Raw genomic sequence first — 15,540 nt, 5'->3', positions numbered from 1 at the left:
GATGATCGACCTGCTGGCGCTGTGCGCCTTCAACGCGGCCTATGCCCACACCATCGACAGCGACGCGCTGGAGCAATGGCCCGACTACTTCACCGAGGACTGCCACTACCGCATCACGCACGTCGAGAACGAGCGCGACGGCCTGGCAGCCGGCATCGTCTACGCGGACTCGCGCGCGATGCTGGAAGACCGCATCGCGGCACTGCGCGAGGCCAACATCTACGAGCGGCAGCGCTATCGCCATCTGCTGGGCATTCCGCTCGTGCAGCAAGCCAGTGCTGACAGTGCCGAGGCGAGCACACCCTTCGTCGTGGCACGCATCATGGCCACCGGCCAGACCGAGGTCTTCGCCACGGGCGTCTACCAGGACCGCTTCGTGCAGCAGGACGGCCAGCTGAAGTTGCAGTCGCGCGTGGCCGTGTGCGACAGCACGGTGACCGATACCTTGCTGGCGCTGCCGCTGTGATGACGCCCGTTCGACGGCTCGCGCTCGCTGCGGGCGATCCCAACGGCATCGGGCCCGAGATCGCGCTGAAGGCGCTTGCCGCGCTGCCGTCGCAGGCGCGCGCGCGCATCACCCTCTTCGCGCCGCCGAGCGTGCTCGAACGCACGGCCGCGCAACTCGGGCTCGAATCATTGCTGGCGGATCAGGCCGTGGTCGGCGCAGGCGAGTTGCCGGCCGCAGCGGCGCGCCCCGGGCAGATCGACGCGGCGGCCGGGGCCTCGGCCGTGGCCTCGGCCAGCGCCGCCATCGAAGCCTGCCGGCGCGGCGAATTCGATGCCGTGGTGGCCTGCCCGCACCACGAGACCGCGATCCACCGGGCCGGCATCGCCTTCAGCGGCTACCCCTCGCTGGTGGCGCGCGTCTGCGGCCAGCCGGAAGACAGCGTGTTCCTCATGCTGGTGGGCGGCGGCCTGCGCATCGTGCATGCAACGCTGCACGAAAGCGTGCGCACCGCGCTCGGCCGGCTCACGCCCGGACTCGTTGCGGACGCGGCGCGCGCCGGTGCCCGCGCCTGTGCGCTGCTGGGCGTCGCGGCACCGTCCATCGGCGTCTTCGGGATCAACCCGCATGCCTCCGAAGGCGGGCTCTTCGGGCCCGAGGACGAAGCCATCGTCGAGCCAGCGGTACGCATGCTGCGCGCCGAGGGCCTTCAGGTCGACGGTCCGCAGGGCGCCGACCTGCTGCTGGCGCAGCGCAGGCACGACCTCTATGTCGCGATGCTGCACGACCAGGGCCACATTCCCATCAAGCTGCTGGCGCCGAACGCGGCCAGCGCGCTGTCCATCGGCGCCGATGTGTTGCTGTCCAGCGTGGGCCATGGCAGCGCGATGGACATCGCGGGCCGCGGCATGGCCGACGCCGGTGCGCTGCTTCGCACCATCCACCTTTTGTCCGGCATGGGGAACATCACACCATGAGCCGCGCAGCCGTTCCGAACGCGAATAGCACAGCAGCCGGAGGCGAAGGTACTCCAGTGAGCCATCGCATCGCCATCGCCGGCACCGAGATCGCCTTCGACTGCGCCGAGAACCAGAGCGTGCTCGACGCTGCGCTGCGCGCCGGCATCGAGCTGCCCTATTCCTGCCGCAAAGGCGTGTGCGGCAACTGCGCCGGCGGCATCGCGCAGGGCGAGGTTGCCGGCCTCGAAGGCAGCTCGATACGCAACGAGAGCTGCACGCCGGAGCAGGTGCTCTATTGCATGTGCACGCCGACGGCGGATCTGCAGATCGCGCCGGTGTCCTGGCACCGCATCGACCCCGGCGCGCGCAAGCGCTTCACCGCCAAGGTGTTTCGCAACCAGTTGGCAGCGCCCGATGTGTCGGTGCTGCAGTTGCGCCTTCCGGCCGGCCAGCGCGCCAAGTTCCATGCCGGGCAGTACCTGCAGCTCGCGGTGGGCGACGGCAGCACGCGCTGCTACTCGATGGCCAATGCACCGCACGAGAGCGATGCGCTCACCCTGCACATCCGCCACGTGGAGGGCGGCGCCTTCAGCGCCCGCGTGCCGGCACTGCAGCAGGGAGACCTGCTCGATGTCGAGCTGCCCTTCGGCGCCGTGACGCTGGAGGCCGCCTCGACGCGGCCCATCGTCTTCGTGGCCGGCGGCACCGGCTTCGCGCCCATCAAGTCCATCCTCGACGACATGGCGAAGCGCCGCATCGAGCGGCCCGTCACGCTGATCTGGGGAGCACGCCGCGCCGAGGGCATCTACCTGCAATCGGCAGTGGCGAAGTGGCAGCGGCAATGGCCGGGCTCCTTCCGCTTCGTCGCCGCCTTGAGCGAGGAAGCCGGCGATGCGGCCGAGGACGCGTTCTCGGGCCGCGTTGACCAGGCCCTGCAGGCCCACTGCTGCGAGCTTGCGGGACACGAGCTCTACTGCTGCGGCTCACCCGGCATGGTGCAGGCGGTGCGCGACCTGGCGGTGCGGCAGTTGGGCCTCGCCGCCGCCGACTTCCATGCCGATGTGTTCGTGGATGGGCCGGCGCTCAGTGCCGCGGAGACCGCGGCGGCCTGAAGACTGCCACGTCGTCGTAGAAGCCGGGCACCTCGTTGGCCGGCCACCAGCCCGGCACGCCCAGCACCGGCAGCGGCGCAAAGGGCTTGGCGGCGAGGTGCGAGGGTGCCAGCGCGGCCGCGATGGCTGCATCGTCGATCGCGATCGACCGGATCGCACCGGGCGCCCACAGCACATGTGCCGTGAGCGCCTTGCGCGGCATGGCCAGCTTTTCGAGCAAGGCGTGGCCGAAGACCAGCAGCCGTGCTTCGTGCCACCGCGCGCGTTCGCTCACGAAAAGGCGCGGCCAGTCGCGCGCGAGCAGCGCCTGCCACAACGCCGCGGGCGCATCGAGTACCGCTCCGTTCTCGTCGAACACGGTCAGTGCATCCCGCAGGGGACCGCGCGTCGCGCCGATGCCGGCGCGCGCAATCTCGCCCGCCTGCAACTCGTTGAGCCGTTGCTTGGCGCGCGGGAAGTGCAGCCAGACCAGGCCATTGAAGAAGTCGTGCAGGTCGTCGCGGGTGGGCACCTGCGCCGTCCGGAAGATGAAGGCCTCGTAGGCTTCGCCGGCCGGCGCGGCATCGGGTTGCACGAAGCGCAAGGGGCCGGCCGGCAACTCGATGCCGGGCGCCGCATTCGACAGCACCGCCGCCGCATCATGGCCCTGCGCCAGCGATGCCGCCATGGACGCGGCCCGCGGCGCATAGGGCGCGAGCCAGGGCCGGCCGGGGTCGAAGCTCCGCGCGGCGCTCACCGGAGTACCCTGCCCTCGGCTGCCGTGTCGTTTGCCTTGGATACGGCTGCGCGCCTCACGTCCCGGCAGGGCCGACGTACTTCACCTTGTTCGGTGTCTTCTCCGGCGTCAGCAGGAAGTGCTCCGGGAATTTCTTGAACAGCTTGGGCGAGCTCGCGCTCTTGCCCAGCAGCTTGGCGCCCCGCAGGCGCTCGGCCGCGTGATTGAGCTCGACCCGCTCGCCGCGAAGGAGTTCGGGCACCGCATCGAGGATGCGCAGCACGTCATCCGGCAGCACGGGCGCCGGCGGCGCCACTTCCTCGGCCTTGGTGCGTCGCGCGCGAGCGGGCCGCTTGGCCGCGGCAGGCCGGCTGGCGGGCTGGTGCTGCAGGTCGATGAAGCTGTCGTAGACGGCCACCGTGTCTTCGCCGGTCTTGCCTTGCTGCCCGATGCCGCACACGCGGCAGCCCTTCTCGCGCAGGCGAATCACCAGCGGCGCGAAGTCCGAATCGGAGGACACCAGCACCACGAGATCAGGCCGTTCCGTCACCGCGAGGTCCATGGCGTCGACCGCGAGCGCGATGTCGGTGCAGTTCTTGCCGGCGGCGAGGTTGACCATCGGCCGCACGGAAAGCCGCTTGAAGAGCGCTTGCTGCTTGAGCGCGGTCTCGGCATTGCAGTAGGCCCGCCGCACATGGATCGCGCCCTGGTCGGCCAGCGTGCGTTGCACGGCCTGCTCGATCACGTCGGCCGAGACATTGTCGGCATCGATCAGCAACATCACCATGCTCATGCCAGCCTCCAGGCCAGCGTCTCGCCGCCGCGCAACGGCTTGAGCGTGGCCTCGCCGTAGGGAAGTGTCTCGGGCACGGTCCAGCTTTCGCGCTTCAGCGTGACCGTGTCGGTATTGCGCGGCAGGCCGTAGAAGTCGGCGCCATGAAAGCTCGCGAAGCCTTCGAGCCAATCGAGCGCACCCGCGTTGTCGAAAGCTTCGGCGTAGAGCTCCAGCGCGGTCAGCGCGGTGTAGCAGCCGGCGCACCCCAGCGCGTGCTCCTTGAGATGCGCCGGATGCGGGGCACTGTCGGTGCCGAGGAAAAAGCGCGGGCTGCCGCTGGTGGCGGCCTCGACCAGGGCCAGGCGATGGGTCTCGCGCTTGAGGACCGGCAGGCAGTAGTAGTGCGGCCGGATGCCGCCGGTGAAGATCGCGTTGCGGTTGTAGAGCAGGTGGTGCGCGGTGATGGTGGCGGCGGTGAAGCGGTCCGCATCGCGCACGTAATGGGCGCCCTCCTTCGTCGTCAGGTGCTCGAACACGATCTTGAGCTCGGGGAAGTCGCGGCGCAGCGGGATCATCACGCGCTCGATGAAGACCGCCTCGCGGTCGAAGAGATCGACCGCCGGGTCGGTCACCTCGCCGTGCACCAGCAACAGCAGGCCGTGCTCCTGCATGGCTTCGAGCGTCGGGTAGGTCTTGCGGATGTCGGTGACGCCGGCATCGCTGTTGGTGGTGGCGCCCGCGGGGTAGAGCTTGAGGGCGCACACGCCGGCGGCGGCAGCGCGCGGGATCTCCGCGGGGGGCAGCTTGTCGGTCAGGTACAGCGACATGACCGGCTCGAAGTCCAGGCCCTCGGGCACCGCAGCGCGGATGCGGTCGCGGTAGGCCTTCGCCTGCTCGGCGGTGGTCACCGGCGGGCGCAGGTTGGGCATGATCAACGCCCGGCCGAACTGGCGCGCCGAATGCGGCACCACCGCTTCCAGGGCGGCGCCGTCGCGCACATGCAGGTGCCAGTCGTCGGGGCGGGTGAGGGTGAGGGTCTGTGCGGGGCTGGTCATGGGGCGGATTGTCCCATTGGGCCGGCATGGGGTGCACGTCGACGAGTCACGGCTGACGGTGTCGCGACTTGGCTATGCTGCTGAGTCCTTTCAAAATCCGAAAGAAACTGAACTGCGATCAAGGGAGAGGAAATGGCGTATCTCAAGGAACTCAAGGTCACCTTCACGAGAAGGCGAGTCGACGATGACCTCCTGAACAGGCCGGTCGAAAGCCCACGCCATGTTTACGAGCTGTTCAGGGACATGCAGGACGAAGCCAAGGAGAAGGTGATCGTTCTTCACCTGAACCCCCAACTCGAGGTGCTCTCGTATGAGGTGGCAGCGATCGGCACAGGGCGCGGTGCGCTGATCGAGCCTGTCGAGATTTTCAGGAACGCGATACTTGCCCGCGCCACGACGATCATCGTGGTCCACAACCATCCCTCCGGTCACTGCCAGCCTTCGGTGGCAGACATCGAAACAGCCGATCGCTTGCACGCACTTGGCGAGCTGCACCAGCTGCTTCTGCAGGACTTCATCATCATCGGCGACGGCGAGTTCTACAGCTTCAGGGAGCACTCGCGCTTCTGATTGTTTTGCCCAAGCGCATCGCCGAAGCTCGCCGCGGTGATGCAAGGCCCAGGTCTGGGCCCGCTCAGCTTTGCCAGCGCGGCGTCGACAGGGGCCCTTGCCCTGCAGGGCCCGCCTCCGCGAAACTCCCGCTCCTCATCAATCGGAGAATCGCATGGCAAAGGGATACTGGATCGCACGGGTCGATGTGGCCGACACCGAAAAGTACAAGGCCTACGTCGCGGCCAACGCCGAGCCGTTCGGCAAGTTCGGCGCCCGCTTCCTGGTGCGCGCGGGCAACTTCGAGAATCCGGAAGGAACGAGCCGAAGCCGCAACGTGGTGATCGAGTTCCCTACCTACCAGGCTGCGCTGGATTGCTGGAACTCACCCGAGTACCAGGCGGCCATCGCGCTGAGGGCGCCGCCGGTGTCGACCATCGACCTGGTCATCATCGAAGGCTACGACGGACCGCAACCGGGCTGATGCGGGCGATGCAGGTCGAGCAGGCCTGGATGAACGCGAGCAGATTGGTGTTCACCTCGTCCTTGTGGGTGGCGCAGGGGGCGTGCGGCGCGCCGGTCAGCTCGGCAATGTCGTCGTGGCTTCCTCAGTGGTGGGATGGCGGAAAAGGAAGCGAAAGAAAGTGGTGCACCTCGGGCTTCCCGGGCCCGGTGTGAAAGCGCAGCGCCTCGGCCTGCAGATCGGCGTCGGCATGCGACACGCGCCGGTGCTGGCGCAGATGCTCGGCCCAGGACTCGACAAGGAACCACTCGATCACGCGTTCGGGGTCGCCGGTGTGCTCGGCCACGCCCCACGCGTAGGCACCGTCGCGGCGGCGCTCGAACGACAGGCGCTTCATCGCTTCCATGAACGCGGGCCGGTCTTCGTGGCGGATGCGGTAGTCGACCTGGACCATCACCGGCCCGCGGTCATTCGCCACGGGCTCGGCCAGCAGCGGCTCCGGCCAGTGGTTCGAGGCTTGCAGGTCGGCTTCGCCGGTGGGCAGGCGAACCCTGTGGAACAGGAGGCCGGCCAGGACGAGCCCCACGGCGCCCGCCACCAGCGTGTACGGCACACCGACCTGCTGCGCGACGAGGCCCCACCCCAGGCTGCCGGCCGCCATGGCGCCGTTGAACACCGTGAGGTAGACGGCCAGGCCACGGCCGCGCACCCAGTTCGGCAAGATGGACTGCGCCACGCCGTTGAGCGTGGTGAGCGCAATGATCCAGCCGAGGCCCAGCAGCAGAAGCAGCAATATCGCGAGCCACTGCGGCGGCGCGAAGACCAGCCCGCCCATGACGGCAGCACTGAGCAGCGACGCCAGCAGCAGCATGCCGTCTGCATCGAGCCGGGCGCGCAACCGCGGCATCACCAGCGCACCGCCGATGGCGCCCGCGCCCACGGCGCCAAGGAGCACGCCGTAGAAGCCGGCGCTGCCGCCGAGCATCTGGCGTGCGACGAGGGGCAGCAGCGCCCAGACGGAGCTCGCGAAGAGAAAGAACACCGCCGCGCGCAGCAGCACCACGTGCAGTTCCTTGCTCGCTCGCGTGTAGCGGATGCCCGCGCGGAAGGCGCCGAAGAAGTTCTCGGAAAGTCCGGTGTCGACGGCCGCCGGGCGCTTCCACCACAGCAGCGCCGCAATGACGAACAGGTAGCTCAGCACGTCCAGCCCGTAGGTGACCGCGGCGCCGAAGCTCGCGAGAATCAGCCCGCCCGCCGCCGGCCCGATGGAGCGCGCAATGTTGATGCCCAGCGAGTTCAGCGCCACGGCGCTCTTCAAGTCGCTGCGCGGCACGAGCTCGGGCACGATCGATTGCCACGTCGGCCCCATCAGCGCGGCCCCGATGCCGCCCACGAAGGTCAGCGCGATCAGGTACTCGACCGTGAGTGCACCGGTGTGCGAGAGCACCAGCAGGGTGCCGCTCACGGCCGCGAGCACCAGCTGCACGAAGATCAGGAAGCGGCGGCGGTCGAGGATGTCCGAGAGCACGCCGGCCGGAATCGCCAGCAGGAAGATCGGCAGCGTCGCTGCGGTCTGGATCAGCGCCACTGCGGTCGGACTGGCGGAGAGATCGGTCACCAGCCACGAGCTCGCCACGTCGCGCATGAAGCTGCCGATGTTGCCGAGCACGGTGGCCGCCCACAGCACGGCAAAGACCGGTTGGCGCAACGGTGCAAAGGCGCCGGGCGACACGGGCGGCGAAGCGGCGGCACCTTTGGGGATATCAGTCATGGGTACGCGCTTTCAGGTCGAACCAGGCCACGAGCAGAAAGCCGCCGACCAGTCCCAGATGCTCGAAGAAGGAGTTGGCCGCCATGAAGCGCCCGGGCTGCGGCATTTCCCAGAAGCGCAGCGCGACGAAGGTCGCGAGCAGCGTGAAGCCGCCCAGCGCCAGCGCACCGAGCCAACGCAGGAAGCCCGTGAGGATGAGCGCCGAGGCGCCCAGTTCGAGCACGATGACGGCCACCGCCATTGGCGCGGCCGGCGACAGACCGAAGTGGTTCATTTCGGCGATGGCCGCGTTGAAGTCCATGGCCTTGTTCAGCCCGCCCTGCAGGTAGGCCGCGCACAGCAGCAGCAAGGCGACCCAGCGCACTGCGGGTGAGGTGGTCCAGCGCGCTGCCATCACACCGCCCAGCAGGCGCAGCCCAGCGCACCCCAGAAGCTCTTCAAGTCGGCAATCGGCAGCTTGCTGCTCCAGGCCGTCGCGTGCTGGTGGCCATGCACGCTGCAGTTGTTGGCACAGGCACAGGACATGGCTGCGTGGCGCCTGGCGTTCTGCAGCGGCGCGCCCTCGGCGTTGCCCCAGCCGGCATAGCCACCGAAGCTGCGCACCGGCGACCAGTCGGGCATGGCCGGCGGCGGCGCGCCCTCGTCGTGCGGCTGGAATGGCCCTGCGGCATACACCACCTTGCCACCGACCAGGGTCAGGAGCGCCGTGGTATCGGCAATCTCCGATTCCGGGCAGTTGAAGAAGTCGCGGTCGGGCACCATCAGGTCGGCGAGCATGCCGGCTTCGATGCGGCCCTTCTTGCCCACCTCGTTCGAGAACCAGGTGACGTTCTCGGTCCACATGCGAAGGGCAGCCTCGCGGTCGAGGCAGTTGCGCTGCGGATAGAGCTGCATGCCGCCGACGGTCTTGCCCGTGACCAGCCACGAGAGCGATACCCACGGGTTGTACGAAGCGACGCGCGTGGCGTCGGTGCCCGCGGACACCTTCACGCCACTTTCGAGCATGCGCTTGACCGGCGGCGTCGCCTCTGCCGCGCCGGCGCCGTAGCGCTCGACGAAGTATTCGCCCTGGTAGGCCATGCGGTGCTGCACCGCGATGCCGCCGCCGAGCGCCGCGATGCGGTCGATCGATCTTTCGGAGATGGTCTCGCAATGGTCGAAGAACCAGTTCAGGCCCGCGAGCGGCGTGTCCCGGTCGACCTTCTCGAACACGTCGAGCGCGCGGTCGATGGTCTCGTCATAGGTGGCATGCAGGCGCCACGGCCACTTGTTCTGCACCAGCACGCGCACCACTTCCTCGAGCTCGCCTTCCATCTCGGGCGCCATGTCGGGTCGCGGCTGGCGGAAGTCCTCGAAGTCGGCGGCCGAGAAGACCAGCATCTCGCCCGCGCCGTTGTGGCGAAAGTAGTCGTCGCCCTGCTTGTACTTCGACGTGGCGGTCCAGTCGAGGAAGTCCTGCTTTTCCTGCTTGGGCTTTTGCGTGAACAGGTTGTAGGCCAGGCGGATCGTGAGCTGGCCGGCATCGGCCAGCTGCTGGATCACCTGGTAGTCCTCGGGGAAGTTCTGGAAGCCGCCGCCTGCGTCGATCGCCCCGGTCATGCCGAGGCGGTTGAGCTCGCGCATGAAGTGGCGCGTCGAGTTGAGCTGGTAGTCGAAAGGCAGCTTGGGGCCCTTGGCCAGCGTGGCATAGAGGATGCTCGCATTGGGCTTGGCGAGCAGCAGGCCGGTCGGGTTGCCGGCAGCATCGCGCACGATCTCTCCGCCGGGCGGCGCGGGCGTGTCCTTGGTGTAGCCCACCGCCCGCAGCGCCGCGCCGTTGAGCAGCGCGCGGTCGTACAGGTGCAGCAGGAACACCGGCGTGTCGGGCGCTGCCGCATTGAGTTCATCAATGGTCGGCAGGCGCTTTTCAACGAACTGGTGCTCGGTGAAGCCGCCCACCACCCGCACCCATTGCGGCGCCGGCGTGATCGCGACCTGGCGCCTCAGCATCGCCATGGCATCGGCCAGGCTGCGCACGCCGTCCCAGCGCAACTCGAGGTTGAAGTTGAGACCGCCGCGAATGATGTGGAGGTGGTTGTCGATCAAGCCCGGCAGCACGCGCCGGCCCTGCAGGTCGATGCGCCGTGTGCTGCCGTCCGCCAGCGGCAGGATGTCCTCGCCGCGGCCCACGCGGGTGAAGCGCCCGTCCGTGATGGCCACGGCATCGGCCACCGGGTTGGCGCGGTCCAGCGTGGTGAAGCGGCCGTTGTGAAGGATCAGTTGGGGGGCGGTGGTGCCTGCCATGTCGGGTGGCCTCGATGGATGGGGTTGGGCCGGTGCGGAACCGGCAAGCGCGGCGCCGAGCGTACCGAGGCAGAGCCGGCGGCGTTGCGCGTCGAAGGACGAGTCGCTCATGTTGGCTTCGCGGGCGTGGCGGCCGGATCGGCCTTGGCGCATTGCGGCAGCTCGCCGAACACGTGCGGCTTGACCTGGTGCCGCAGCCACGAGGTGGCGGTGGACTCGGTCTTGAACGCGCTCTTGATGAGCGGCGGAATCTGCTCGCCGAGCAGGATTCCGAAAAGCCCCACCAGGGCGATCACCGGCGGCGCCGGGGAGCGCACCTGGAAGAGCGCGTAGATCACGCCGACCAGGAGGCCCAGCGCAAGCGACAGGACATAGGGCTTCATCGGAACGCGCCCGTTCAGCCTTCGTGCGCGCCGAACATGGTCTTGGCGTAGGTTACGCCCAGGCCGTAGGCGCCGCCGAACTTCCTGGCGATGCCGGTGGTCAGCTCGTAGGTGTCGCTGCGGGCCCAGTCCCGCTGCAACTCCAGCAGATATTGCAGCGAGGTCATCGGCTGCGCGCCGGCCTGCACCATGCGGTCCATGGCGCGGTTGTGCGCCTCGGCGGACACGTCGCCGCAGGCGTCGGCAATCACGAACACCTCGAAGCCCTGGTCGATGGCCGAGAGCGCCGGCCCGACGATGCACACGCCGGTCCACAGGCCCGCGAGCACGATGCGCGGCTTGCCGATTTCGTTGATGCGCCTGATCACCGCCGCATCTTCCCAGGTGTTCATCGAGGTGCGGTCGAGCATCTTCTGGCCCGGGAAGGCCTCGGTGATCTCGCTGAACATCGGGCCTGAAAAGCTCTTCTCGGCGACCGTCGTGAGGATGGTGGAGACACCGAAGCCTGCGGCCGCGTGAGCCACGAGGGCGGCGTTGTTGCGCAGGTTGACTGCGTCGATCGAGTGTGTGGCAAACGCCATCTGCGACTGGAAGTCGATCATGACCAGCGTGTGGTCGGCGGGGGTCAGCAGCTTCGCGCCGGGGGTGGGGGTGGCTTGGATGGACATGAGGCTCTCCGTGGGTTGGCTTGAAGAAAACTGCGCTTGGGTGTCGATGCTGTGTTCGATCTGATTCACAATGAGACGGAGAACATGCCTCCGAGCCATGACTGAATCATCATTGGTTCAGTGAAGCCTATCGACGAAATTTTTGCCTTTCGATCATCGAATTTTTCGATGATCGATTTCCAAGGACCCGCCCTTGCTCAGACTCAGCCTCGAAGCCATCGAACTCGTGGACGCCATCGCGCACCACGGCTCCTTCGCCGCCGCCGGCGCGCGCCTGAACAAGGTGCCTTCGACCATCTCCTACGCGGTGGGCAAGCTCGAGCAGCAGCTCGGCATGCCGCTGTTCGTGCGCAACGGGCCGCGCGTGACCCTCACTCCGGCCGGCAAGGAAATGCTCAAGGAAGGCCGTTGGCTGCTTGGCGCTGCGAGCGATCTCGAATCGCGCATGCGGCAGATCGCCACCGGGTTCGAGTCCGAGTTGCGGCTGGTGCACGATTCGCTGATTCCCACGCAGGCACTGATGGACGACATCCGCGCGTTCGAGGCGTTGCGCTGCGGAACGCGGCTGCGCATCGGGTGCGAGGCGCTCAACGGCTGCTGGGAGGCATTGCGCGAAGGGCGGGCCGACATCGTCGTTGCCGCGGGCGAAGGGCCCGCCGGCGGTGGCTACCAGGCGGTGATGGTGGGCAGCCTCGATTTCGCCTTCTGCGTTGCCCCCACGCATCCGCTGACCCGGCTCGACCGGCCTGTGCATCGAGCCGACCTGCTGGAACACAACGCCATCGTGGTGAGCGACAGCGCACGCACCCTCTCCGACCGCACCGTCGGGCTGCTCGCCGGCCAGCACCGCATTGCCGTACCGAGCATCGCCGCGAAGATCGCCTGCCAGGTTGCAGGCCTGGGGCACGGATTCCTGCCGCGGGCCTGCATCGGGGGCGAACTGAAGCGCGGCGCGCTGGTCGAGCTGCAGACCGAGGAGCCGCGCGCGCCCGAGGCCTTCTGGCTGGCGTGGAAGACCGGCGCGAAGGGAAAGGCGCTGCAGTGGTGGGGCAAGCAGCTGGACCGGCAACTGGTGCCGGCGCTGCTGCCGAGGTCGACCTGAACGCGAGCGGGAGCATGACGTGCTCGGCGAGCCAGCCCGCGCGCACGGACGGCCACCGGCACCGAGCTCACGCCGCGGGCATCCCCCGCGCCCGCTCCAGGATGAACTCGATGAAGGTCCGGGTCGCCCTCGTGTGCTGCCGATTCGGCATGTACAGCATGAACATCTGCGTGCCGAAGATGCTGAGCCGCCAGTCGTCCAGCGTGGTCAGCACCTCGCCGCGCCGGACGTCCTCCTGCACCACGTAGTCGGGCACCAGCCCGATGCCGAGTCCGGCGAGGATCGCCTGGCGCAGGAACAGGAAGTTCTCCGAGATCAGCGTCGGCTCGAGCACCACCTCGCGCCGCTCCTCGCCCTGGTAGGCCGACATGCGCAGCTGCCTGCCGATCACGGCCGCGGTCACGACCGGCGCGCTGCTCAGCTGGTCGAGCTGCGTGGGCAGGGCGTGTTCCTGCGCGTAGGCGCGCGAGGCGCAAGCCACGTAGCGCACCGGGCCGAGCGCGCGCGCGACCAGGTTCTGCGGCGGCTCGGGAATCACGCGGACCGCGATGTCGACCTCGTCGCGCAACAGGTCCTCGATGCGGTTCTCGAACAGCACGTCGAGCACGATGCCGGGATAGAGCCGCTTGAAGTCGATCAGCCAGTCGGACATCACCAATTGCCCGTAGCCGCTGGGCACACTGAGCCGCACCCGGCCCACCAGCCCCTGCCCCAGCGCCGAGGCGGATTCGCGCGCGGCCTGCAGCTCGCTCTGGATCGCCAGGCCGTGCTGGTAGAGCCGCTGCCCGATCTCGGTGGCCTCGGCGCGGCGCGTGGTGCGGCGCACGAGCTGGGCACCGACCGAGCGCTCCAGCTGGTTCAGGTGGTAGCTGACGTTGGCGCGGCTCATCTTGAGCCGGCGCGCGGCGGCGCTCAGGTTGCCGGCATCGAGGATCTCGACCAGCAGGGTCAGCGACTGCAAATCCATGTGGCGGCATTCTGTCAAAGATTCTTTGACAGTCTGTCAACAGCCCAGGCAATTGTCAAAGCGCGAGCGCTGACCAAGAATGCTGGGTTACCGCCGTTTTTCCGCCTTTTCCCCGCGAGCCGGCACAGGTTCGCTCCCATGGAGACACTCCACATGGCCACCACCGCCACTTCTTCTTCCGTTCCCGAACCCGTCCGCTTCGAGCGCCAGGCCGATGTGCTGGTCGTGACCATCGACAACCCGCCCGTCAATGCGCTGGGCGTGGACGTGCGCCGCGGCCTCGTGGCCGCCATCGAGGCGGCCGAGGCCGATGCCGCCGTGGCCGCGGTGCTGCTCGTGGGCGCCGGCCGCAACTTCATCGCCGGTGCCGACATCCGCGAGTTCGGCAAGCCGCCGCAGCAGCCCTCGCTGCCCGAGGTTTGCGGCCGCATCGAGGCTTGCAAGAAGCTGGTGGTCGCCGCCATCCACGGCGCAGCGCTCGGCGGGGGCCTGGAGATCGCGCTGTCGGCGCACTACCGCCTGGCCACGCCTTCCGCCAAGCTGGGCCTTCCCGAGGTGCAGCTGGGCCTGATGCCCGGCTCCGGCGGCACGCAGCGCGCGCCGCGGCTGATCGGCGTGAAGGCGGCGCTGGACCTGATGCTGAGCGGGCGCCACGTGGGCGCCCAGGAAGCGATGGACCTGGGCCTGGTCGATCGCCTCGGCAACGGCGCGGATGCGCGGGCCGAAGGGCTGGCTCTTGCGCACGATTTGATCAGGCTCAAGTCGCCATTGCGCCGCTCGCGCGATGCGACCCTGGCCTTGGTCGACAAGGAGGCGCAGCGTGCCGCGCTCGAAGCGGCCCGCGCAGAGACCGCGAAGAAAAGCCGCGGCCTGTTCTCGCCGATGAAGATCGTCGAAGCCGTCGAGGCCGCGCTCACGTTGCCCTTCGACGAAGGCATGGCGCTGGAGCGCAAGCTCTTCCTGCAGTGCATCGACAGCCCGCAGCGCGCCGGCCTGATCCATGCCTTCTTCGCCGAGCGCGAAGTGCTGAAAGCGCCCGAGACCAAGGCGGCGAAGCCGCGCCCGATCGAATCCTGCGGCATCGTGGGTGGCGGCACCATGGGCGCGGGCATCGCGGTCGCGATGCTCGATGCCGGCCTGCCGGTGACCATGATCGAGCGCGACGAGCCCAGCCTCGCGCGCGGCCGCGCCCACATCGAGAAGGTGTACGACGGCCTGGTCCAGAAAGGCCGCATGACGGCCGAGAGCAAGGCAGCGGTGATGGCGCGCTTTTCGGGCTCGACGGCCTACGACGCGCTCGCGAACGTCGACCTCGTGGTGGAGGCCGTGTTCGAGGACATGGCGGTCAAGAAGGCCGTCTTTGCCGAGCTCGACCGCGTGTGCAAGCCAGGGGCGGTGCTGGCGACCAACACCTCCTACCTCGACATCGACGAGATCGCGGCCAGCATCTCGCGCCCCGGCGACGTGCTGGGCCTGCATTTCTTCTCGCCGGCCAACATCATGAAGCTGCTGGAGATCGTGGTGCCGGCGAAGGTCAGCGCCGACGTGGTCGCCACCGGCTTCGAGCTGGCCAAGAAGCTGAAGAAGACGCCGGTGCGCGCTGGCGTGTGCGACGGCTTCATCGGCAACCGCATCCTCGCGGTGTACCGCCAGGCGGCCGACCACATGATGGAAGACGGCGCCTCGCCCTACCAGATCGACAAGGCGGTGCGCGACTTCGGCTACCCGATGGGGCCCTTCCAGGTGTCCGACCTGGCCGGTGGCGACATCGGCTGGGCCACGCGCAAGCGCAAGGCGGCCACGCGCGACCCGAAGGCGCGCTACGTGCAGATTGCCGACCGCATCTGCGAGCGCGGCTGGTTCGGCCAGAAGACGGGCCGCGGCTATTACCTGTACCCCGAGGGCGCGCGCACCGGCACGCCGGATCCGGAGGTGGAGGCGATCGTCGACGCCGAGCGCCAGCGCGCCGGCATCACGCCGCGCACCTTCACCGACGAAGAGATCATGCGCCGCTACATGGCCGCGATGATCAACGAGGGCGCCAACGTCGTGCACCAGCGCATCGCGCTGCGCCCGCTGGACGTGGACGTGACCTTCCTCTACGGCTACGGCTTTCCGCGGCACCGCGGCGGGCCGATGAAGTACGCCGACACGGTGGGCCTGCCGAAGGTGCTCGCCGACATCCGCGAGTTCGCCAAGGAAGACCCGCTGTTCTGGAAGCCGTCGCCGCTGCTTGTCGAGCTGGTCGAACGCGGCGCAGACTTCGCGAGCCTGAACCGATCCGAGTAAGCCG

At 68.5% G+C, this 15,540-nt stretch carries 16 protein-coding genes; 7 read left to right on the top strand and 9 right to left on the bottom strand.

Annotated elements, in window-relative coordinates; all coding sequences use genetic code 11:
• The first annotated feature begins 1 nt into the window (after position 1).
• Genes G3W89_RS04435 through G3W89_RS04425 form a run of 3 tightly spaced genes read left to right on the top strand, consistent with a single transcriptional unit; the run spans position 2 to position 2,516 of the window.
• Positions 2-466: an aromatic-ring-hydroxylating dioxygenase subunit beta gene (locus G3W89_RS04435; RefSeq protein WP_162572958.1), complete on the top strand. Its 465-nt coding sequence runs from the start codon at positions 2-4 to the stop codon at positions 464-466.
• Positions 466-1,422 carry a PdxA family dehydrogenase gene (locus G3W89_RS04430; protein WP_162572957.1) on the top strand — a complete coding sequence of 319 codons (957 nt, stop codon included), beginning with the start codon at positions 466-468 and terminating at the stop codon, positions 1,420-1,422. The genes G3W89_RS04435 and G3W89_RS04430 overlap by 1 nt, the downstream gene beginning before the upstream one ends.
• 56 nt (positions 1,423-1,478) lie before the next feature.
• Positions 1,479-2,516, top strand: coding sequence for a 2Fe-2S iron-sulfur cluster-binding protein (locus G3W89_RS04425; protein ID WP_162572956.1), 1,038 nt, complete (start codon positions 1,479-1,481; stop codon positions 2,514-2,516).
• Here G3W89_RS04425 and G3W89_RS04420 read toward each other — a convergent pair.
• Genes G3W89_RS04420 through pyrC form a run of 3 tightly spaced genes read right to left on the bottom strand, consistent with a single transcriptional unit; the run spans position 2,488 to position 5,061 of the window.
• A complete protein-coding gene (locus tag G3W89_RS04420; RefSeq protein ID WP_232076319.1) occupies positions 2,488-3,252 on the bottom strand; it encodes a DUF3025 domain-containing protein in 765 nt (254 codons plus the stop codon). The genes G3W89_RS04425 and G3W89_RS04420 overlap by 29 nt on opposite strands.
• A 55-nt stretch (positions 3,253-3,307) precedes the next feature.
• Positions 3,308-4,024, bottom strand: coding sequence for an NYN domain-containing protein (locus G3W89_RS04415; protein ID WP_162572955.1), 717 nt, complete (start codon positions 4,022-4,024; stop codon positions 3,308-3,310).
• Positions 4,021-5,061 (bottom strand): dihydroorotase, encoded by a 1,041-nt coding sequence (gene pyrC / locus G3W89_RS04410; protein ID WP_162572954.1) that lies wholly within the window; start codon positions 5,059-5,061, stop codon positions 4,021-4,023. The genes G3W89_RS04415 and pyrC overlap by 4 nt, the downstream gene beginning before the upstream one ends.
• Before the next feature lie 132 nt (positions 5,062-5,193).
• Here pyrC and G3W89_RS04405 point away from each other — a divergent pair, with 132 nt between their 5' ends.
• Together G3W89_RS04405 and G3W89_RS04400 are read left to right on the top strand one after the other, a co-directional pair.
• On the top strand, positions 5,194-5,631 hold the full coding sequence (locus G3W89_RS04405) for a JAB domain-containing protein (protein ID WP_162572953.1): 438 nt from the start codon (positions 5,194-5,196) through the stop codon (positions 5,629-5,631).
• A 154-nt stretch (positions 5,632-5,785) separates the two neighbouring features.
• Positions 5,786-6,094: a DUF1330 domain-containing protein gene (locus G3W89_RS04400; protein WP_162572952.1), complete on the top strand. Its 309-nt coding sequence runs from the start codon at positions 5,786-5,788 to the stop codon at positions 6,092-6,094.
• 124 nt (positions 6,095-6,218) lie between these two features.
• Here the strand turns inward: G3W89_RS04400 and G3W89_RS04395 are convergent, their stop codons facing one another.
• The 5 genes from G3W89_RS04395 to G3W89_RS04375 form a co-directional block, all read right to left on the bottom strand.
• Positions 6,219-7,844 carry an MFS transporter gene (locus G3W89_RS04395; protein ID WP_162572951.1) on the bottom strand — a complete coding sequence of 542 codons (1,626 nt, stop codon included), beginning with the start codon at positions 7,842-7,844 and terminating at the stop codon, positions 6,219-6,221.
• Positions 7,837-8,238, bottom strand: a complete 402-nt coding sequence (locus tag G3W89_RS04390) for a DoxX family protein (RefSeq protein WP_162572950.1) — start codon at positions 8,236-8,238, stop codon at positions 7,837-7,839. Before G3W89_RS04390 ends, G3W89_RS04395 begins: the two co-directional genes overlap by 8 nt.
• A complete protein-coding gene (locus tag G3W89_RS04385; RefSeq protein ID WP_162577318.1) occupies positions 8,238-10,127 on the bottom strand; it encodes an amidohydrolase in 1,890 nt (629 codons plus the stop codon). The genes G3W89_RS04390 and G3W89_RS04385 overlap by 1 nt, the downstream gene beginning before the upstream one ends.
• A gap of 107 nt (positions 10,128-10,234) precedes the next feature.
• Positions 10,235-10,510, bottom strand: coding sequence for a XapX domain-containing protein (locus G3W89_RS04380; RefSeq protein ID WP_162572949.1), 276 nt, complete (start codon positions 10,508-10,510; stop codon positions 10,235-10,237).
• A gap of 14 nt (positions 10,511-10,524) precedes the next feature.
• Entirely contained in the window at positions 10,525-11,178 is a 654-nt protein-coding gene (locus tag G3W89_RS04375; protein WP_162572948.1) for a hydrolase, read from the bottom strand.
• Between the two features lie 193 nt (positions 11,179-11,371).
• Between G3W89_RS04375 and G3W89_RS04370 the strand changes: the two genes are divergently transcribed.
• Complete coding sequence (locus G3W89_RS04370; protein ID WP_162572947.1) at positions 11,372-12,280, top strand: LysR family transcriptional regulator; 909 nt, start codon at positions 11,372-11,374, stop codon at positions 12,278-12,280.
• 67 nt (positions 12,281-12,347) lie between these two features.
• Here the strand turns inward: G3W89_RS04370 and G3W89_RS04365 are convergent, their stop codons facing one another.
• Positions 12,348-13,247 (bottom strand): LysR family transcriptional regulator, encoded by a 900-nt coding sequence (locus G3W89_RS04365; protein ID WP_162572946.1) that lies wholly within the window; start codon positions 13,245-13,247, stop codon positions 12,348-12,350.
• Positions 13,248-13,400: 153 nt separating this feature from the next.
• On the opposite strand from G3W89_RS04365, the gene G3W89_RS04360 reads away from it, so the two are divergent.
• Positions 13,401-15,536: a 3-hydroxyacyl-CoA dehydrogenase NAD-binding domain-containing protein gene (locus G3W89_RS04360; RefSeq protein ID WP_162572945.1), complete on the top strand. Its 2,136-nt coding sequence runs from the start codon at positions 13,401-13,403 to the stop codon at positions 15,534-15,536.
• The last annotated feature ends 4 nt before the right edge of the window (positions 15,537-15,540 follow it).

The organism is Variovorax sp. PBL-H6, assembly GCF_901827155.1.
Lineage (GTDB): Bacteria > Pseudomonadota > Gammaproteobacteria > Burkholderiales > Burkholderiaceae_C > Variovorax.
This window is presented reverse-complemented; position numbering and strand designations above follow the sequence as displayed.